Annotated in this window: 23 protein-coding genes; 12 read left to right on the top strand and 11 right to left on the bottom strand. The window is 69.6% G+C overall.

Annotated features, from left to right (window positions below):
* Positions 1-44: 44 nt before the first annotated feature.
* Positions 45-443: a hypothetical protein gene (locus tag ACIA58_RS10985; protein WP_396403450.1), complete on the top strand. Its 399-nt coding sequence runs from the start codon at positions 45-47 to the stop codon at positions 441-443.
* Here ACIA58_RS10985 and ACIA58_RS10980 read toward each other — a convergent pair.
* Positions 430-1,332 (bottom strand): GNAT family N-acetyltransferase, encoded by a 903-nt coding sequence (locus ACIA58_RS10980; RefSeq protein WP_396403449.1) that lies wholly within the window; start codon positions 1,330-1,332, stop codon positions 430-432. The two genes, ACIA58_RS10985 and ACIA58_RS10980, sit on opposite strands and share 14 nt — an antisense overlap.
* 34 nt (positions 1,333-1,366) lie before the next feature.
* On the opposite strand from ACIA58_RS10980, the gene ACIA58_RS10975 reads away from it, so the two are divergent.
* Positions 1,367-2,005, top strand: coding sequence for a class I SAM-dependent methyltransferase (locus ACIA58_RS10975; protein WP_396403448.1), 639 nt, complete (start codon positions 1,367-1,369; stop codon positions 2,003-2,005).
* Between the two features lie 38 nt (positions 2,006-2,043).
* Complete coding sequence (locus ACIA58_RS10970; RefSeq protein ID WP_396403447.1) at positions 2,044-2,994, top strand: DNA glycosylase AlkZ-like family protein; 951 nt, start codon at positions 2,044-2,046, stop codon at positions 2,992-2,994.
* Here the strand turns inward: ACIA58_RS10970 and ACIA58_RS10965 are convergent.
* Positions 2,983-3,876, bottom strand: coding sequence for a hypothetical protein (locus tag ACIA58_RS10965; RefSeq protein WP_396403446.1), 894 nt, complete (start codon positions 3,874-3,876; stop codon positions 2,983-2,985). The genes ACIA58_RS10970 and ACIA58_RS10965 overlap by 12 nt on opposite strands.
* A gap of 181 nt (positions 3,877-4,057) precedes the next feature.
* Here ACIA58_RS10965 and ACIA58_RS10960 point away from each other — a divergent pair, with 181 nt between their 5' ends.
* Complete coding sequence (locus tag ACIA58_RS10960) at positions 4,058-4,306, top strand: YchJ family protein (protein ID WP_396404966.1); 249 nt, start codon at positions 4,058-4,060, stop codon at positions 4,304-4,306.
* A gap of 143 nt (positions 4,307-4,449) precedes the next feature.
* Positions 4,450-4,905, top strand: a complete 456-nt coding sequence (locus tag ACIA58_RS10955; protein WP_396403445.1) for a hypothetical protein — start codon at positions 4,450-4,452, stop codon at positions 4,903-4,905.
* 39 nt (positions 4,906-4,944) lie between these two features.
* Here the strand turns inward: ACIA58_RS10955 and ACIA58_RS10950 are convergent, their stop codons facing one another.
* On the bottom strand, positions 4,945-5,475 hold the full coding sequence (locus ACIA58_RS10950) for a YbhB/YbcL family Raf kinase inhibitor-like protein (protein WP_396403444.1): 531 nt from the start codon (positions 5,473-5,475) through the stop codon (positions 4,945-4,947).
* Between the two features lie 88 nt (positions 5,476-5,563).
* Here ACIA58_RS10950 and cobT point away from each other — a divergent pair, with 88 nt between their 5' ends.
* The 5 genes from cobT to ACIA58_RS10925 are packed head-to-tail and all read left to right on the top strand — an operon-like array spanning position 5,564 to position 9,507.
* The gene (gene cobT, locus ACIA58_RS10945; protein ID WP_396403443.1) at positions 5,564-6,697 is read left to right on the top strand and encodes a nicotinate-nucleotide--dimethylbenzimidazole phosphoribosyltransferase; all 1,134 of its coding nucleotides are present in this window, start codon (positions 5,564-5,566) and stop codon (positions 6,695-6,697) included.
* Positions 6,694-7,917, top strand: a complete 1,224-nt coding sequence (gene cobA, locus ACIA58_RS10940) for a uroporphyrinogen-III C-methyltransferase (RefSeq protein ID WP_396403442.1) — start codon at positions 6,694-6,696, stop codon at positions 7,915-7,917. Before cobT ends, cobA begins: the two co-directional genes overlap by 4 nt.
* A complete protein-coding gene (locus ACIA58_RS10935; protein WP_396403441.1) occupies positions 7,914-8,720 on the top strand; it encodes a TrmH family RNA methyltransferase in 807 nt (268 codons plus the stop codon). Before cobA ends, ACIA58_RS10935 begins: the two co-directional genes overlap by 4 nt.
* The gene (locus ACIA58_RS10930) at positions 8,681-8,980 is read left to right on the top strand and encodes a GNAT family N-acetyltransferase (RefSeq protein ID WP_396404965.1); all 300 of its coding nucleotides are present in this window, start codon (positions 8,681-8,683) and stop codon (positions 8,978-8,980) included. Before ACIA58_RS10935 ends, ACIA58_RS10930 begins: the two co-directional genes overlap by 40 nt.
* Before the next feature lie 14 nt (positions 8,981-8,994).
* Complete coding sequence (locus tag ACIA58_RS10925) at positions 8,995-9,507, top strand: hypothetical protein (RefSeq protein ID WP_396404964.1); 513 nt, start codon at positions 8,995-8,997, stop codon at positions 9,505-9,507.
* A gap of 1 nt (position 9,508) precedes the next feature.
* On the opposite strand, the gene def is transcribed toward ACIA58_RS10925, so the two are convergent.
* Both def and ACIA58_RS10915 read right to left on the bottom strand, forming a co-directional pair.
* The gene (gene def / locus ACIA58_RS10920) at positions 9,509-10,126 is read right to left on the bottom strand and encodes a peptide deformylase (protein ID WP_396403440.1); all 618 of its coding nucleotides are present in this window, start codon (positions 10,124-10,126) and stop codon (positions 9,509-9,511) included.
* A gap of 84 nt (positions 10,127-10,210) precedes the next feature.
* Positions 10,211-11,026, bottom strand: coding sequence for an LLM class F420-dependent oxidoreductase (locus ACIA58_RS10915; protein ID WP_396403439.1), 816 nt, complete (start codon positions 11,024-11,026; stop codon positions 10,211-10,213).
* 73 nt (positions 11,027-11,099) lie between these two features.
* On the opposite strand from ACIA58_RS10915, the gene ACIA58_RS10910 reads away from it, so the two are divergent.
* Positions 11,100-12,611: an AAA family ATPase gene (locus ACIA58_RS10910; protein WP_396403438.1), complete on the top strand. Its 1,512-nt coding sequence runs from the start codon at positions 11,100-11,102 to the stop codon at positions 12,609-12,611.
* Here ACIA58_RS10910 and ACIA58_RS10905 read toward each other — a convergent pair.
* From ACIA58_RS10905 to ACIA58_RS10895, 3 genes are read right to left on the bottom strand one after another with little or no spacing between them, the layout of a single operon-like run.
* On the bottom strand, positions 12,601-13,008 hold the full coding sequence (locus tag ACIA58_RS10905) for an SRPBCC domain-containing protein (protein ID WP_396403437.1): 408 nt from the start codon (positions 13,006-13,008) through the stop codon (positions 12,601-12,603). The genes ACIA58_RS10910 and ACIA58_RS10905 overlap by 11 nt on opposite strands.
* A gap of 48 nt (positions 13,009-13,056) precedes the next feature.
* On the bottom strand, positions 13,057-13,395 hold the full coding sequence (locus ACIA58_RS10900) for a winged helix-turn-helix transcriptional regulator (RefSeq protein ID WP_396403436.1): 339 nt from the start codon (positions 13,393-13,395) through the stop codon (positions 13,057-13,059).
* 46 nt (positions 13,396-13,441) lie between these two features.
* The gene (locus ACIA58_RS10895) at positions 13,442-13,876 is read right to left on the bottom strand and encodes a VOC family protein (RefSeq protein ID WP_396403435.1); all 435 of its coding nucleotides are present in this window, start codon (positions 13,874-13,876) and stop codon (positions 13,442-13,444) included.
* 52 nt (positions 13,877-13,928) lie between these two features.
* On the opposite strand from ACIA58_RS10895, the gene ACIA58_RS10890 reads away from it, so the two are divergent.
* Positions 13,929-14,546 carry an NADPH-dependent F420 reductase gene (locus ACIA58_RS10890; RefSeq protein WP_396403434.1) on the top strand — a complete coding sequence of 206 codons (618 nt, stop codon included), beginning with the start codon at positions 13,929-13,931 and terminating at the stop codon, positions 14,544-14,546.
* Here the strand turns inward: ACIA58_RS10890 and ACIA58_RS10885 are convergent.
* From ACIA58_RS10885 to ACIA58_RS10875, 3 genes are read right to left on the bottom strand one after another with little or no spacing between them, the layout of a single operon-like run.
* The gene (locus ACIA58_RS10885) at positions 14,505-15,059 is read right to left on the bottom strand and encodes a hypothetical protein (protein WP_396403433.1); all 555 of its coding nucleotides are present in this window, start codon (positions 15,057-15,059) and stop codon (positions 14,505-14,507) included. The two genes, ACIA58_RS10890 and ACIA58_RS10885, sit on opposite strands and share 42 nt — an antisense overlap.
* Positions 15,049-15,864 carry an isocitrate lyase/phosphoenolpyruvate mutase family protein gene (locus tag ACIA58_RS10880; protein ID WP_396403432.1) on the bottom strand — a complete coding sequence of 272 codons (816 nt, stop codon included), beginning with the start codon at positions 15,862-15,864 and terminating at the stop codon, positions 15,049-15,051. The genes ACIA58_RS10885 and ACIA58_RS10880 overlap by 11 nt, the downstream gene beginning before the upstream one ends.
* A 44-nt stretch (positions 15,865-15,908) precedes the next feature.
* Positions 15,909-16,799: a hypothetical protein gene (locus ACIA58_RS10875; RefSeq protein ID WP_396403431.1), complete on the bottom strand. Its 891-nt coding sequence runs from the start codon at positions 16,797-16,799 to the stop codon at positions 15,909-15,911.
* Positions 16,800-16,816 lie beyond the last annotated feature (17 nt).

Below are 16,816 nucleotides of genomic sequence, written 5' to 3'. Positions count from 1 at the left end.
CGCGTCAGCGCAGGAGACCCCATCCTGTGGAAGACGGAGTTCCCATGAACTACGGCCAGCCGGACCGCAACGCCAACCCCCAGCAGGCAAACCCCGGGTATCCGCAGCACCTCTGGCCGGACTACGCGCAGGCACCCAACGATCCCGCCTGGCGGGCGCAGGCACAAGCGCAGGCTCGGGCCGCCGCCCAGCCGAAGGGCTCCGCGTTGCTGGGTGTGCTCGCCTTCGTCCTCGGCCTCATGGCCTTGGTGGCGCCGTTCCTGCCGGTCGACATGACGGGCTATCGCCAGTACGCCGCCTTCCCTCTCGCGCTGCCGGGCCTGGGTCTCGCCATCGCGGGCATGATCGGCAGCCGAGGTGGGAAGCCGTTGGCCGCGGTGGGCGCGGTGCTGTGCGCGCTGGCTCTCGCGATCGGCGCGTTCATGGTGTTCACATACCGCTGACCGGCCCCGAGATCGTCAGCCGGTGCCCCTCCGGCAGCGCCAGCGTGAACGTACGCCGGTACCACGGCATATCAGCGGGCGCCGTCGAATCAGCCAGGCCGGCCGCGATCGCCGCGTCGTACAAAGGATCCACGAGTACGCCGACCTCGAACGCGATCGTCGCGGGCGAGACATCCCCGGCCGTACGCCGTACCTCCAACCCGCTCTGACCGTTCCACTCGGTGAACCCCAGATGCACGAGGTTGTCGAGTTCGAAGCGGACCTGCAGGCCGAGCAACCCGGTCAGCACGCGCACTGTGGCGGCGAGGTCGCGGACCTCCAGCACCGGCATGATCCCGAACGTGATCGGATCCGCTGGTTCCGCCGCGCGGCCCATCACGACCGACTGGGCGATCTCGCCGTCGTGCGTCCGAGGCAACCGCCCGACGAGGTCGAGCTCCGCGTGCCGTGCGACGGCGATCGAGCGTACGTTCCGCGAGTCGATCCACGCCTCCACGCCGGTGATGGACGGCTGCTCGAGCAGGTGACCGACGACCGTACGCGCCGCCTCGCTCATCAGCCCGGCGCCCCACCTGTCGCGCCGCAGGTACCAGCTCATCCCGCGGATCGAGCTGCCCTGGTCCGAGAACACCCCGATCACCCCGACAGCGGTCTCGTCCGGCCGAACCCGCAGTACCCAGGTCCGTCCGCCGTTGCCGCCGAACTCCCGCTCGAGGCGCTCCCGGGACTCACTCTCGGTCGCCGTCGGAGTCATGTACCCGCCCCGTGCCCACTCCGGATCCGAGAACATCGCATGCAACGGGGCCAGATCCCGCTCCATCTCGAACGCCACCAGATCGAGCCGCGCGGTCCGGAGCATCTGCATCAACCCTTCAGGTGCGGTAAGCATGGGAGGACACCTCTAGGCCACGAAGGGTACGACGATGTCCGACGATCCGTACGGCACGCGGCAACCGACCAGTCACGAGCGGATGGCGGGCCGTCCGTGGAACGAGTCGTACTCCAACGGTCCTGCCCCGTGGGAGCTCGGCAGGCCGCAGCCGGCGGTCGTGCGACTGGTGTCCGACGGCGCCTTCACGGGATCGGTCCTCGACGCGGGCTGCGGGAGTGGCGACAACGCCGTGCTCATCGCTTCGAGCGGTGTTCCGGTGCTGGGGTTCGACGTCGCCGAGACAGCGTTGGCGCGGGCCCGGGAGAAGGCGGCCGAGCGTGGCGTCGAGGCCGAGTTCGTTGCCGCGGACGCGCTGCGACTCGGAGACTTGGGCCGGACCTTCGACACGATTCTCGACAGCGGTCTCTTCCACACCTTCGATGCGGGAGAGCGTGCGCAGTACGTCGTGAGTCTGGCGTCGGCCGCCAAACCAGGCGCAACGCTCTACGTGCTGTGCTTCAGCGACGCAGACCCCGACGACGTTCCGCATCCGATCAGCCAAGTCGATTTGCACACCGCCTTCGACGCGGACTCCGGTTGGACGCTGGGCAACGTCGAAGCGACCAGGATCGGGACACGGATGCATGCGAACGGAGCTCCGGGCTGGCTCGCGACGGTCCGGCGTAACTAAGCCACGAAGTGTCGTCTTTTCCGCGTACGGTCGCAGTCATGATCACGCGGGAGCAAGCCGTCGCCTACCGCCTGCAGGTGAATCACCTCGTCGATCGGCTGCCGGCGGGCTCGCACGCGGAGGCGGCGTACGTCGGTCTGCAGGACACCGCGCCCCGCGACGCGCTGCTCGGGCTGCACGCCCGGATGTCGGAGTGCGTGCCGTCGGACTGGGAACATCCCGCGCTGATCCAGACCTACAGTCCGCGGGCCGCGGTCTACGTGCTTCCGGCAACGGATTTCGGGGTGTTCACACTGGGACGTTTGCCGCTCGACGCGGACGCAGTACGCCGGATCGACGTGGTCGCGGAGCGGGTGTGCGCGATGTTGGACGGTCGTGAACGGCGCGGTGGATGGGGGCGCGAACTGCGCGAGGCGTGTGCGAGTGGGCGGATCGCGGTGCGATGGGACACGTCGTCGCTGTGGGCGCGGGAGGTGCCGCGGCCGACGATCGACCTGGCCGAGGCGCGGGTGGAGCTGTGCCGACGGCATGTGCATTGTTTCGGACCCACCACGCCGAAGGCGTTCTCGTGGTGGTCGGGGTTGTCGCCCGCTGACGCTCGCGTGGTCTGGGGCTTGCTGGCCGGCGAGCTGGTCGAGGTCGATTTCGACGGTGCCGCCGGGTGGATCCTCGCGGCGGATGAGGAGGGCCTGCGGTCGGCGCCGTCGCCGCGTGGGGTCAGGTTGCTGGTTGCATCGGACCTCCGGCTGTTCGGTCGTGATCGCGACGCCCGCTTCATCGCCCCCGGCCTCCGCGAGCTGACCCCAGCCGCCGACACCTTCCACCCGAACGGTTTGCTGGTCGACGGCAGGATCGCGGGCGCGTGGGGACGGAAGGGCGGTCGCGTCAGCGTGGTGCTGGCCGAGTCGCTGAGCGCGACGCAGTACGACGCTCTGGAGGCGGAGGTCGCGAGCATGCCGGTGAAGGACCCGCAGGTCTCAGTCCGGTGAGTCGAGGGGCTTGCGGCTGCTGCGGAACGTGGTGCGCAGGAGGTTGACGTCGACCTCGGGCAGATGGCATTCGACCAGGTCGAAGGTTTCCTCGACGAGGTCCCGCAGGACTTGGGCGCCTTCGGTGGCGGGCTCGGTGAAGACTGCGCGGAGGCGGGACGCGAGGGACGGTGGCGCCAGGCTCAGATCGCGTTCGATCGTGTCGAGGCGTTTGAAGGAGAGGGGGTGCGCTCCGCAGTACTGGCCGTTGAGGGCGTGCAGGACGATGAGCAGCTGGCCGGCGATGCGGACGAACTCGCGGGCCAGGAGGAACGGGTTGTCGCGGTCGACGAGCATCCGCAAGCGCCAGAACTTCTCGATGTTCCCGTTGTGCTGCACGACGGCGATCGCGAGGTCCCGCGGGTACGCCGCTGCGCGCTCCTTCCACTCGGCGACGAGCTCGGCCCGCGGGCCGATCGGATCACGCCCGTCGAGGATGCCTTTGATCAGGACCATCCCGGCATCGTCGGGGCGGCCGGACACGAGTACGCCGTCCAGCGCGCTCTCGACGTCGGTGGTCAGCATGTGCGCGACCTCGATCATCAGGCCATTCGGACGGGCTTCACGCAGGTAGAGGTGGTCGTACCAGGGCGGCGGCGCCTCGACGTCCGACACCAGGCGAACGTCGACCGCCCCTGCGAGCTCGGCAGCAGCTAGGCGCTCCCGCTCAGAAGGCGGCCGCTGCCAGAACACGCCGACCTCGACATCCGACCATTGGTCGGCGTCACCGCGGGCGGACGATCCGCTCATCATCACCGCGTCCACGCCGTCGGCGCGAGCGAACGACTCGAGCACCGGCCGCACCATCACCCGCCGCCACCGCGCAGCCTCCGTCAGCGTCATCGTCGGAGTAGATCACGCCAGCGGCCGACCGATCGGCGACAATCGCTCCATGCCAGCCCTCTCGACCTGTCCGTGCGGTCAGGATGCGCCGTACGCCGCCTGCTGCGGTCCGCTCCACCGTGGCGAGGCAACCGCCTCGACCGCTGAGCAGCTGATGCGTTCCCGGTACGCCGCATTCGTCATGCACGACGCGCCGTACCTCCAGCAGACGTGGTCCCTGACGACCCGACCGGCGAGTATCGAATTCCCACCTGGTCGGGAGTGGACCGGCCTGGAGATCCTCGGCACGACCGGCGGCAGCCCGTTCCACACGGAGGGCACCGTCGAGTTCCGCGCCCACTACACCACCGCCGGCAAGCCGGGCGTCCAGCAGGAGAACAGCACCTTCACGCGTGAAGGCGGCCGCTGGGTCTACGTCGCGGCCCTCTGACGGGACAGAACCGTCCTCATCCGCGTCGGGGGAGGCGCACCGGCGGCTGCTGGGTCAGCATCCAGGTGCCAGGTGCCGCTGGTTCAGCAGGCGGCGCCGCACGAGAGGAGATGCAGGATGGCTGCGAAAGGGGCCGGGCGGCCATGACCGGGATCGTCGTGTTCGCCGGCGCGCTGCTCATGATGACCGGTTTGGTCAACGTCTTCGAAGGATTCATCGCGCTGGTCTCCGACGAGCGCGTGGCGATCGCCCGGGAACAACTCGTCATCGTCGACGTGACCGCCTGGGGATGGACGCTGGTGGTGTTCGGACTGCTCTTGATGGGTGTCGGCGCCGCACTGCTCACGGCGCAGACGTGGGCCAGGATCGCGGCCATCGTGCTGGTCTGCCTGCATGCGGTCACGCAGATCGCCTGGCTCGGCGCCTACCCCGTCTGGTCGTTGCTGATGATCGCGCTCGACACCGTCGTACTGTTCGCGCTCACCGCCCGGTGGACCGACGTACGCGAAGAACTCTCCGGCGCGGGCAGAACACAGTGGAGCGGACAGGAGGCAGCCGACCTCGCAGCCGCCGAGCGCCGTAGGCCTCCGCTCAGCTGACCGTGGGGAGCCGCCTCCGACGAGGCGGCTCCCACAACCTCACTCCGCGATCTTGTACGTCGGGGTGAGGATCGCCCGCGCCAGCGTGTGGAAGGCCAGGTTGAAGCCGACCACGGCCGGGGACGCGTCGGAGTCGACGTCGAGGGCCTCCACGTCGATGGCGTGGACGACGAAGTAGTAGCGGTGGACCTGGTCGCCGGCCGGCGGGGCAGCGCCGCCGAAGCTCTTGGCGCCGAAGTCGTTGCGGACGTGGAAGGCGCCGTTGTCGAGGCGCTCGGTCGTGCCGGCGCCGCTCGGGAGCTCGGTGACGGTCGCCGGGAGGTTGACCAGGACCCAGTGCCAGAAGCCGGAGACGATCGGCGCGTCGGGGTCGTAGCAGGTGACGACGAAGGCCTTGGTCTCCGCGGGGAACCCGGACCAGCTGAGCTGCGGCGAGGTGTTCCCGCCGGCGAACGCATGGTCGTCGGACAGCGGCTCGCCGTCGGCGACGTCGGTGCTGGTGACGGTGAACGAACCAGCCTTCGGGAGCAGTTCGTACGGGTCCGGTGCGACGGGACGATCGAGCGACATCTGTGATCCTCCGGGATCTCGCGACGTGTGGTGATTCCGACATTACTGTCCAGATCCCGCCGGGCCACCCCAGGGCACCCGATCGGGGATGCGAAGATCGGAGCGGTACGACGGGACCGTCGGCCGGACCGGTGGACGGGAACTGATGGAGGCTGGGATGGACGGCGGGATGGACGGCGCGCTGGAGGGGTACCTCGGGCGGATTGCGCCGGCGGATTCGGGAGCGATGCGGGCGGCCGGGGAGCGGCACGCGCAGCTGACCAAGCCGGCCGGGTCGCTCGGTGTGCTCGAGGAGCTGTCGGTGCGGGTGGCCGGGATGACCGGGACCTGCCCGCCGCAGGTGCCGCAGCCGGCCGTGGTGACGGTCTTCGCGGCCGATCACGGCGTACACGCGCAGAACGTCTCGCCGTGGCCGCAGGAAGTCACCGCCGCCATGCTCGCGAACTTCGCCGCCGGTGGCGCCGCCGTGAACGCCTTCGCAGCCAACAACGGAGTCGATGTACGGGTGGTGGACGTCGGCGTGGCGACGCCGGTGGACCAGCTGGACATCGTCCACGCCAAGGTCCGCCGGGGCACCCGCGACCTCTCCCAGACCGACGCTCTGACCGAGGACGAGGCGCGTACGGCGATCGCGGTCGGGTTCGACCTCGCGGACAAGCTGGTCCAAGAGGGGTACCGCTGCCTCCTGACCGGCGACATGGGCATCGCCAACACGACCGCCTCCGCCGCATTGATCGCGACCTTCACCGGGGCGACCGCCGACGCGGTCACCGGCCGCGGGACCGGCATCGACGACGCCGCCCTCGCCCACAAAACCTCCGTCGTACGGGACGTGCTCGCGCTCCACGACGTACCCTCGGCCGACCCGCTCAAGGCACTCCAGGCGTACGGCGGCCTCGAGCACGCCGCCCTGGCCGGCTACATCCTCGGCGCCGCGGCCAACCGCACACCGGTCATCCTCGACGGCGTCATCGCCGGTGCGGCCGCGCTCGTGGCGCAGGCGTTCCACCCAGCCGCCATCGACTACTGCGTCGCCGGTCACCGGTCGGCAGAGCCCGGTCACGCGGTCGCGCTGAAGCGGCTCGGACTGCAGCCGCTGGTCGACCTCGACCTGAGGCTGGGTGAGGGGACCGGTGCGGTGCTTGCGTACCCGATCCTGACCTGCGCGGTGCGTGCGCTCGCCGAGATGGCCACGTTCGAGGACGCGGGGATCGGTCAGTGACGCATCAGTACCTGTCCGGTCTCGTCCTCGAGGGCCGGCGCGTGGTCGTCGTCGGCGGTGGCGGTGTCGCCCAGCGCCGGCTGCCGCGGCTGCTCGAGTCCGGCGCGCACGTCGACCTGATCTCACCGTCGGTCACACCGACGATCGAGGGCCTGCTGGGCAACTCCTCGCTGACCTGGATCGAGCGCGGGTACCAGGAAGGCGATCTCGACGGCGCCTGGTACGTCGTGGTGGCGACGGACGATGCCTCGGTCAACGATCAGGTGTCGGCGGAGGCCGAGGAGCGGCGGATCTTCTGCGTGCGTTCCGACGACCGTTCGCGGGCGACCGCGTGGACGCCCGCGTCCGGGCAGCACGACAACGTGACGATCGGCGTCCTCGGCGGGGGCGACCACCGGAAGTCGGCCGCCGTCCGGGACGCGATCCTCGAAGGGCTGCGGACCGGGGAGCTGGCCGCACGGGACGTGGATCGGCGACCGGGGGTGTACCTGGTCGGCGGTGGGCCGGGCGATCCGGACCTGATCACGGTCCGCGGGCGGCGACTGCTGGCCGAGGCCGACGTGGTGGTCGCGGATCGATTGGCCCCGCAGCAGTTGCTGGACGAGCTGCACCCTGACGTGGAGCTGTTCGACGCGGCGAAGTTGCCGCGCGGGCGGGCTGCGCAGCAGGAGGAGATCAACCGGATCCTGGTCGAGCGCGGACAGGCCCGGAAGGTCGTCGTACGGCTCAAGGGCGGCGATCCGTACGTGTTCGGCCGCGGGTTCGAGGAGGCGCTCGCGTGCGCCGCGGCCGGGGTGCCGTGGACCGTCGTGCCGGGGATCACGAGCTCGATCTCGGTGCCGGCGGTGTCGGGGATCCCGGTCACGCATCGCGGGGTGACGCACGAGTTCACGGTGGTGTCGGGCCACATCCCTCCGTCGCACCCGGACTCGCTGATCAACTGGGACGCGCTGGCGCAGCTGCACGGGACACTGGTCCTGCTGATGGCGGTCGAGAACCTGCCGGCGATCACCGAGCGGTTGATCGCGGCCGGCCGGCCGGCCGACACACCGGCGGCCGCGATCGCCGACGGAACGTTGCCGGGGCAACGGATGGTGACCTCGGACCTGGCCGGGATCGCGGCGGCGATGGCGGACGCGGGCGTCGGCGCACCAGCAATCGTTGTCGTGGGCAACGTGGTCGAGGTGGCCGCCCAGGCACGTGGCGGTGGGTCGGTGTGACGCTGGTCGCGGTCGACGACGCCGCGGACGAGCGGCTGGCCGACTATGTGAAGTTGCGCGAGGTCAGTCTCCGTCGGTTGCTCGAGGAGGAGCACGGGCTGTTCATTGCCGAGGGCGACAAAGTGATCCGGCGGGCCGCGGACGCCGGGTTCGAGCCGCGGTCGTTCCTGCTCGCGCCGCGCTGGCTGGACTCTTTGCAGGACGTCCTGGCGAAATGGCCGGACAGGCCGGTGTACGTCGTGTCGGAGGAGCTGGCCGAGCAGGTCACCGGATTCCACGTGCACCGCGGCGCGCTCGCGTCGTACAAGCGCCGCGCCGCCGTACCCCTCGCAGAGCTCTTGACCGACGGCGTACGACGGATCGCGATCTTCGACGACATCGTTGACCACACCAACGTCGGCGCCGGGTTCCGGGCCGCGGCGGCGCTGGGTGTCGGTCTCGTGCTGGTGACGCCGACCTGCGCCGACCCGCTCTACCGGCGGTCGATCAAGGTCTCGATGGGCACCGTCTTCCAGGTGCCGTGGACGCGTCTGCAGGACTGGCCCGGCGACCTGCGACTCCTCCAGGACAACGGGTACGTCGCCGCCGCGATGGCGCTGGCCGACGACTCGATCACGCTCGACGAGCTTGCCGGCCGCAAGGACGAGAAGCTCGCGCTGATCTTCGGCACCGAAGGTCACGGCCTCAAACCGCACGTGCTCGAACAGGCCGACCTGACCGTGCGCATCCCGATGGCCGGCGGCGTCGACTCCCTCAACGTGGCATCCTCGGCAGCAGTCGCGTTCTACGCCACTCGACCCTGAGGAGGCGCCATGCGTACGACGGAACGCCTGGTGCCGAGGCGGCGGCCTCCTGGATCGAGCACGGATTCACGACGTTCGGCCTCCCGCGCATTATTGCGGTGACCGATACCCCGAACGTCCGTAGCATCGCGGTCATGCGCCGGCTCGGGATGAGCTTCGATCACGAGGCGGTGCTGGAGGAGGACGGCGTACCGTTCGACGCCACCATCTACTCGCTGACGGCGGAGGCACGGAAGGCATGGAGAGCAGACCGAAGGTAGTCCTCGTGACGGGGATGCAGGCGGCCGGGAAGTCCACGATCGCACCATTGCTCGCAGCAAGGATGGGCCCGCCCGCGGCAACCCTCGACGGCGACGTGTTCTACCGCGGCGTCGTCGCCGGAGCCGAGATCATGACGCCGGAGCCGTCCGCGGAGGCCGTCCGGCAGCTCGAGCTGCGGTACGCCGCGAGCGCACTCGTGGCACAGCACTATGCCGACAACGGATTCGACTTCGTCTGCAGCGACATCGTGCTGGGCGAGCACGTCGAGCGATGGTTCTCGCGGCTGCGGGGCGTCGACCCGTACCTGGTCGTACTCGTGCCGTCGGTCGAATCGATCGTCGAGCGGGAGATCGGGCGCGGCGGCAACAATGCGTACCGGGACTGGGGACCCTCGGTCGAGGAGGGCGTCCGCGCACTGATGGCGGGCCTCGACGAGGTTCCGCGCCGGGGCCTGTGGCTCGACACCACCGGTCAGACCCCGGCCCAGACGGTCGACGAGATCGACCTGGAGAAGGCCCGCTGGTAGCTCAGGTGGCGGGGGTGTCCTCGTGGTCGTCCTCGTGGTCGTCCTCGTGCTCGACCATCGGGGAGACCGGCCAGTCGGACGGGTAGTCCGGCGCGAACTCCTCGGCCTCGGCGAACAGGCGCTTCTTGTACTTGCGGGACAGGCGGTCGCCGAACACCATGCCCTGCGTGTGGTCGGTCTCGTGCTGGAGGCAGCGGGCCAGCAGGCCGTTGCCCTCGAAGCTGACCGGCTCGCCGTGCTGGTCGACCCCGGTGACCTTGGCGAAGTCGGGGCGGGCGCACTTGGTGAACGCTCCGGGCAGCGACAGGCAACCCTCGTCGCCCTCGTCCAGGTTGCGGTCCTTGCCCTCGGGCACCTCGACCGTCGGGTTGCAGACCACGCCCTGCACCCGGTTGCCCTCCTTGTCGGGGCAGTCGAACACGAACACCTGCAGGTCGACGCCGACCTGGTTCGCCGCCAGGCCGACGCCTTCGGCCGCGTTCATCGTCGCGACCATGTCGGCGACCAGCGTCTGCAGCTCGTCCCCGAAGTCGGTCACAGGCTTGTTGACCCGATGCATGACGTCCTCACCCCATCGGGTGATCGCCCGCACCGAACCATTCCCAGGCAACGTAGACATGCCCGAAATCCTAACCTGCCCCCGGCTTTGGGCACCCACCAACCGTTTCCGGTCGGCGCCGGTGGTTGGCGGGTGCCCAAGGTGCTACTTGGCGTTGACCTCGTCGCGCCAGCTGACCCACTCGCGGAGGAGGCCGAGGTCGTAGTCGGGGCCGGAGGCGTGGACCGTGAAGAGGCGGGTGCCGACGTCGAGCAACTGCTTGCCGACGTCCTCGGGCTCCTTGTCGCCGACGCCGACCGAGCGCTCGATCTCGCCCGGGTCGCGGCCGATCGTCTTGCAGTGCTCGTCCAGGACGGCGTGCTTGTGCGCGATCGTCTCGGCGTCACCGAAGCCGTGCCAGATGTTCGCGTGCTGCGCGACCAGCTTCAGCGTCTTCTTCTCGCCGCCGCCGCCGATCAGCACCGGGATGTCCCGGGTCGGCTGCGGGTTGAGCTTGGTCCAGCGCTGCTCGATCCGCGGCAGTGCCTCGCCGAGCGCGTCCAGCCGGCCGCCCGCCGTACCGAAGTCGTAGCCGTACTCGTCGTAGTCCTTCTCGAACCAGCCGGAGCCGATGCCGAAGATCAGCCGGCCGTCGCTGATGTGGTCGACCGTGCGGGCCATGTCGGCCAGCAGGTCGGGGTTGCGGTAGGAGTTGCAGGTGACCAGGGCGCCGATCTCGACCCGCTCGGTCGCCTCGGCCCAGGCGGCCAGCATGGTCCAGCACTCGAAGTGCAGGCCCTCGGGCTCACCGCTGAGCGGATAGAAGTGGTCCCAGTTGAACACCACGTCGACGCCGATCTCCTCGGCCGCGGCGACGGTACGCCGGATGTCGGCGTACTGGGCGTGCTGGGGCTGGACCTGCAGACCGATCCGTACCGGGAAGGCGCCGTACGGACGGTCGGTGGACTCGGAAGCTGTCATGGTGAAGATCCTATCCGCCGTTGCGGAGGACCCTCCGGATAGGTCCGGAACGACGACGAGGAGGTACCGCCAGATGTCTGACACCGTGTCTGCCGACGGGGCAGAGGTCGACGAGTTCGCGCGGCTGTTCACGCGCTTCCTGGAGCGGATGCAGCAGGGCGCGCCGCGGAGCAGCCGGGAGAGCCTGCGGGACCGGCTCCGGGCGCATCTCGGCGTCGACCCCGAGCAGGTGCCGGTGGTGTCGGCGAGCTTCCCGCCGTACGACCTGCCGAACGTGCAGCGGGCGATCGAAGCGTGGTTCGACTCGTTCCAGGTGGTCGGGCTGGCGGGGTCCAACCGCGGTCACCACTCGCTCGGCGAGCTCCTGGAGCTGGCGGAGTACGACCGGTTCGGGATCGGGGCGGTCGACTATCAGCGCTTGCAGATCGATGTGGACGAGGACATGGACTGCGTCGCGTTCGGGTTCTACCTGGGCGTGCGGGGCGATGACCGGTACGTCGCTCTGCTGCGGGCGGCCAATCCGCAGTACGGGCGGGGGAGCGTCGATCTCGAGGTGCTCGCGGTGGAGAAGGCGGCGGGCGACCGTTTCCTCGGGGCGCTGCCGGGGCTGATCCGGGAGCACAACGTGTTCCGGGGCAAGGTGATGTCGTTCGAGGGGCACGAGTTCGGCCAGGGGGTGGGGCCGTTCCGGTTGCATCCGCGGCCGGGGATCACGCGCGCGGACGTCGTACTGCCCGACGGTGTGCTGGAGCGGATCGAGCGGGAGGTCGTCGGGATCGCCGCGCATCGGGAGACGCTGCTGGCGGCGGGTCAGCACCTGCGGCGGGGCGTTCTGCTCTACGGCCCGCCCGGCACCGGAAAGACCCATACCATACGGTATGTACTGTCGCAGTTGCCCGAGTTCACCGTTGTGCTGCTCGCGGGGACCAGCATCCACTTCATCTCCCAGGCGTGCGCGCTGGCGCGGATGCTGCAGCCGGCGCTCGTGGTACTCGAGGACTGCGATCTGGTGGCCGAGGCGCGGGACTACTCGCACGGCGCCGAGAATCCGCTGCTGTTCCAGGTGCTGAACGAGATGGACGGACTGGCGCAGGACGCGGATGTGGCGTTCCTGCTGACCACGAACCGGGCGGACCTGCTGGAGCCCGCGCTGATGCAGCGGCCCGGTCGGGTCGACATGGCGGTCGAGGTGCCACTGCCGGACGCCGATGGACGAGGGCGGCTGCTACGGCTTTACGGGCCGGGGCTGGAGCTGTCCGCTGAGTTGGTGGACGAGATCGTGGAGCAGACGGCGGGTACGACGGCGTCGTTCATGAAAGAGCTGGTACGGCGGACTGTGCTGCTCGCTGCCGAGGCGGGAGAGGCGCCGGCAGCTGATCACCTCCGAGCTGCGGTCGCCGAGCTGCTGTCGTCGCGTGATGCGCTGACCCGGCGACTGCTCGGAGCGACTGGAGGCGAGCCGTACGACGACCAGGCAGGCGGCGGCGACCCGCCCGGACCGGGGCTGGCTGGACCGGGCGGAGGAGCCGGCGTGCTGCCGCGACGCGGGCCGATGCCGGGCGTGTACAAGGGGTTCATCGACTGAAGTACGTCGCCAGGTGGTTGAGCATGGTGGCGACGCCAGGCTTGATCGGGACCTGCTGTTCGTCCGTGAGACCGACGCTGCGGTAGTCGAGCTGGGTCTTGCCACCGGGCAGTTCGGTCAGGTCGACGGTGATCTCCTCGGCCGGGTCGTCGAAGTGCAGGACCAGGTGATGCGGCAGATCCAGCTCGCCGTACCGGAGGGTGAACGGCACCTCGACGCCGCCTTCGCCGACGAAGACGGCCGAGATCAGGCCGCCGGGCCGGACGTCGAGCGCGACGCGGTCGGACGGGGTGGTGAAACCTTCGGCGAGGAACCAGGCCGCGAACGGCTCGGCCTCGGTGAACGCGCGGACGACCTCGGCGGGCGGGGCATCGACGACCTGCTGCAACGTGAACATGATCAGAACCTCCAGTTTGGATGACTCGATCACTGTGCCTGGAGGCGTTTACGGTTTGCTTTCGGTCGGGACCTGGTCGGCGTAAACAGCGGCCCAGTCGCCCAGCGCCCGGATCGGGACCAGCAGGTCCTTGCCCGCGGTCGTCAGCGAGTACTCGACCCGCGGCGGCGCTTCGGCGTACCGCCGGCGCTCGACCAGGCCGTTGTGCTCGAGGCGGCGCAGCGTCTCGGTGAGGACCTTCTGGCTGATGCCGCCGATCTGCCGGCGCAGGTCACCAGGGCGGGCGGCGCCGTGGGCGAGCGAGTACAGCACCACCATCGGCCAGCGACCGCTGATCAGGTCGGCGGCGACCCGCGCCTGACAGTCGGAGAAGAATCTCGGCTCCACCTGTCCATTGTGCGTCGGCCGATGCGCACCAGGTGGTGCCTATCGATCAATCGAGACAGAATTCGTTGCCCTCGATGTCCTGCATGTTCTGGCACGACTCGTTGACGCCGTCGTACCGCAGCAGGAGCCCACGCGTCGCGCCGAGCGCTTCCAGGCGAACGCATTCGGCCTCGAGGACGGCAAGCCGCTCCTCACGCACGAGCCCGGTGCCGACGCGTACGTCGAGATGCACCCGGTTCTTCACGACCTTCCCCTCGGGGACGCGCTGGAAGAACAGTCGCGGGCCGACACCCGTGGGGTCGATGCACGCGAACGCCGAGCCCTGACTCTCCGCCGGCAACGATCGATCGAACTCGCCCCAGTCGGCGAAGCCCTCGGGCGGCGGCGGTACGACGTACCCCAGCACCTCGCACCAGAAGCGAGCGACGCGCTCCGGATCCGCGCAATCGAAGGTGACCTGGAACTGCTTGACGGCTGCCATCGGGCCAGCATAGACACCGGAAGGTGCGCATCGAACTGTCTACCGTCGGACCATGCGAATAGGAACACTGGGCAACGGATTGATGACCGAAGCGCTCGCCGGTCAGTGGGTCAGGGCCGGGCACGACGTGATGGTGGGCGGCCGCGATGCGGGCCGGGCCGGGGAGGTCGCCAAGCGGATCGGTGCGGTGGCGGGATCGTTGGCGGAGGCAGCGGCGTACGGCGAGGTGGTGCTGCTCGGCGTACCGGCCGAGGTGGCGGTCGACGTCGCGCGGATGGTGCCGGCCGGCCGGACGGTGATCGACTGCACGAATGCCTTGGACCACAGGGATTTCACGTTGGCGCAGCCGGCGACGGCCGAGGCGATCAGCCGGGCGGTCCCGGAGGTGCGGGTGGTGAAGGCGTTCAACCTCGCGGCGGATTCGGTCTGGCGGAACCCGCCGGCCGGGCTGGGTGTGCCGATCTGTGGCGATGACGGGGTGGAGGTCGTCGCCGAGCTGGTGCGGGACCTCGGGTGTGTGCCGGTGGCCGCGGGTGGGTTGGTGCGGGCGAAGTTGCTGGAGGCAACTGCTGCGCTGGCGATCGGGATCTGGGTGAGCGGGGGAGATGTGCGCGGGATGTTCCCGCCGCTAGCCGACGCGTTCGGGACGGTGCTGCCAGGCCAGTCCTAGGCTCCAGGCCGGGAAGAGCAGATACGTCCCGGCCCAGCTGAGGTCGGCCAGGTAGGTCCACGCCGGAGCGATCTCCAGGATGTCGAGTCCCCTGAAGATGCCAGGTACGCCGACGAGCCCGAGCACCATCACCGCGCCTGCGATCAACCCAGCCCGACGCATCCGCGCTGCGGCCGGGCGGCTGATCCCGACCAGCCAGATCCCGATCAGCCCGAACCCGGAACTCGACCACAAGCCGGCCAGGTAGTACCCGGTGATGTTGCTGACCACGAGCACCGTGCCCACGATCGTCAACGCCGCGCCGAGTCCGGCAAGACTCACCAGCACTCCGGACAGCCAGGATGCCGCGGGGCGAAGGAGCCACGCCAGGGCAAAGCTGACGACGCCGAAGAGGGCGTTGCCGAAGTCGTTGATGGTGCCGAAGGGACCGCCGGCGGCGAAGAAGACGATCAGGCAGACGCAGGTGGTGAAGCCCACGATGCCGTGGGCCATCGCCACCGCTCTAGTGCTCACCCCTGGATGATCGCGCGAACAGCAGGTTCAGGTCAGCCTGTGGGATCTGGTCGGCGGCGAACGTGATCGTGCCCTTCGTCGCCAGCTCCTCCGCGCTCCGGCGGACGAACCCGAGCGCCGCCCGCGCGATACTCCCGCCGAGGCTGATCCGCGTCACCCCGACCGACTGCAGATCGGCGACGGTCAGCGTCGAGGTACCGAGCCCGATCACCACGTTGAGCGGCCCGTCGATCTCCTCCGCCAGCGTGCGGATCGCGTCCAGACTGTTCGCCCCGGGCACGTACAGACAGTCCGCACCCGCCGCGCGGAAGCGGTTCGCACGATCGATCGAGTCCGCGAGCGACGTCGGCGTACGCAGCAACTGCCCGTCGGTCCGCGCCGTCAGGACGAACTCGGACCCCGCCGCCTCGCGCGCCGCGACGATCCGCTCGACCGCCAGCGCGGCGTCGTACAACTCCCTGCCGTCGTAGTCCTCGATGTTCCCGCCGGCCAGCCCGGCCTCGCGGGCCAGTGTGATCGTCTCGGCGACCCGGGCCGGCTCGGCGCCGTACCCGTCCTCGAGGTCCCCGTTGACCGGTACGGCGCTGGCCGCCGCGATCTCCCGCACCCGCTCGAACATCGCCTCCCGCGACACCGCCGGCGCACCGTCGGGCAGCGTGTGATCGCCCTTCGCCAGCGAGAACGCGATCCCCGCACTCGTCGTCGCGATCGCCGGGAACCCGGCTGCGGCGAGGATCACCGCGCTGCCGGCGTCCCACGCATTCGGCATCACGAAACGACCGGCATGCAATTCACGGAAAGTCATACCCCGAGTCTGTCACCCGGGCGCTTCGGCGCTCACCGAACCCGTCAACCAAGCTTCGCGACCATCCGCGCCACCGCCGCCCGCGCCTTCGGGCCGTTGACGAGATCGGGATCGCCCTCGGTGCCCTTCGTGTTCCAGTACAGGTAGAACGACGGCCGCGATCCCGCCGGCAGCTGGTCGAGGTACGCCGTCTCGCGGTCGATCTCGTTCGCCCGGGCCTGATCGCTCTTGGTGCCCTTGAACCCGCGCTCGGTCAGGCCCCACTTCGCGGCCGCACCAGGCGTCTTCTGCACGAGTTCGCGGTACCAGCGCGCGTGGCCCTTGTGCTCGCTGATGATCGCGGTCGCCGGTTGGGTGCCGCCGGAGTACGTGTCGGCGCCGTAGAAGTCCGCTTCGACCCGCCACGGCGCCGGATCCTTGGTCCGCGGCTGGTTGTTCCACTGGTACGCCATCGCGGAGTAGCCGACCTTCACCTGCGGGTTCGCCGCCTTCATCACGTCGCGGACGCGCTTGAAGGCCTTCGCGAAGGTGGCGCCGTCCATGTCGTTCTCGGGCTCGTGGTACCAGATGAAGTAGGTGCCGGGCTGCTCGGCCAGCCACTGCGCGAGCTCGCGGAACCGTGCGTCGTACGCGCCGGCGCCGGTCGGCCCCGGCGCGGTCTTGATGCTGACGAACGGGATCAGACCGGCAGCCCAGGAAGCCTTCGCGACCCCGGCGTACTTCTTCCGCAGGTCGACCTTCGTGCCCTGAACACCGTTGACGAACTCTCGCGTCGCCTTCACGCCGGGGTAGCGCTTGGCCAGGTCCTTCGGGGCGACGTCGTCGTGCACCCCCATCAGCACCGGTGTGGCTGCCTGGACGGGATTGTCTGACGTGGCAACAAAAACGGTGGCGGCGAGCAGGATGCTCGCCACCACCGCGATGGTCTTCTTCATGCTGCTAGCTCCTGGTC

This window comes from Kribbella sp. NPDC051586, assembly GCF_044453965.1.
In the GTDB taxonomy this organism is placed as follows: domain Bacteria; phylum Actinomycetota; class Actinomycetes; order Propionibacteriales; family Kribbellaceae; genus Kribbella.
Note: the sequence above shows the minus strand (reverse complement) of the source record. Positions and strands in the feature narration are given on the sequence as shown.

Bases quoted from the DNA above. Each gene is read 5' to 3' on its own strand.
- ACIA58_RS10970 (WP_396403447.1), top strand. From the start codon at position 2,044: ATGATCACGCGGGAGCAAGCCGTCGCCTACCGCCTGCAGGTGAATCAC.
- ACIA58_RS10950 (WP_396403444.1), bottom strand. From the start codon at position 5,475: ATGTCGCTCGATCGTCCCGTCGCACCGGACCCGTACGAACTGCTCCCG.
- ACIA58_RS10955 (WP_396403445.1), top strand. From the start codon at position 4,450: ATGACCGGGATCGTCGTGTTCGCCGGCGCGCTGCTCATGATGACCGGT.
- ACIA58_RS10880 (WP_396403432.1), bottom strand. From the start codon at position 15,864: ATGACTTTCCGTGAATTGCATGCCGGTCGTTTCGTGATGCCGAATGCG.
- ACIA58_RS10895 (WP_396403435.1), bottom strand. From the start codon at position 13,876: ATGGCAGCCGTCAAGCAGTTCCAGGTCACCTTCGATTGCGCGGATCCG.
- ACIA58_RS10980 (WP_396403449.1), bottom strand. From the start codon at position 1,332: ATGCTTACCGCACCTGAAGGGTTGATGCAGATGCTCCGGACCGCGCGG.
- cobT (WP_396403443.1), top strand. From the start codon at position 5,564: ATGCGAAGATCGGAGCGGTACGACGGGACCGTCGGCCGGACCGGTGGA.
- ACIA58_RS10965 (WP_396403446.1), bottom strand. From the start codon at position 3,876: ATGACGCTGACGGAGGCTGCGCGGTGGCGGCGGGTGATGGTGCGGCCG.
- ACIA58_RS10915 (WP_396403439.1), bottom strand. From the start codon at position 11,026: ATGACAGCTTCCGAGTCCACCGACCGTCCGTACGGCGCCTTCCCGGTA.
- ACIA58_RS10925 (WP_396404964.1), top strand. From the start codon at position 8,995: ATGCAGGCGGCCGGGAAGTCCACGATCGCACCATTGCTCGCAGCAAGG.
- ACIA58_RS10975 (WP_396403448.1), top strand. From the start codon at position 1,367: ATGTCCGACGATCCGTACGGCACGCGGCAACCGACCAGTCACGAGCGG.
- ACIA58_RS10985 (WP_396403450.1), top strand. From the start codon at position 45: ATGAACTACGGCCAGCCGGACCGCAACGCCAACCCCCAGCAGGCAAAC.
- ACIA58_RS10890 (WP_396403434.1), top strand. From the start codon at position 13,929: ATGCGAATAGGAACACTGGGCAACGGATTGATGACCGAAGCGCTCGCC.
- ACIA58_RS10875 (WP_396403431.1), bottom strand. From the start codon at position 16,799: ATGAAGAAGACCATCGCGGTGGTGGCGAGCATCCTGCTCGCCGCCACC.
- def (WP_396403440.1), bottom strand. From the start codon at position 10,126: ATGTCTACGTTGCCTGGGAATGGTTCGGTGCGGGCGATCACCCGATGG.
- ACIA58_RS10905 (WP_396403437.1), bottom strand. From the start codon at position 13,008: ATGTTCACGTTGCAGCAGGTCGTCGATGCCCCGCCCGCCGAGGTCGTC.
- ACIA58_RS10910 (WP_396403438.1), top strand. From the start codon at position 11,100: ATGTCTGACACCGTGTCTGCCGACGGGGCAGAGGTCGACGAGTTCGCG.
- ACIA58_RS10960 (WP_396404966.1), top strand. From the start codon at position 4,058: ATGCACGACGCGCCGTACCTCCAGCAGACGTGGTCCCTGACGACCCGA.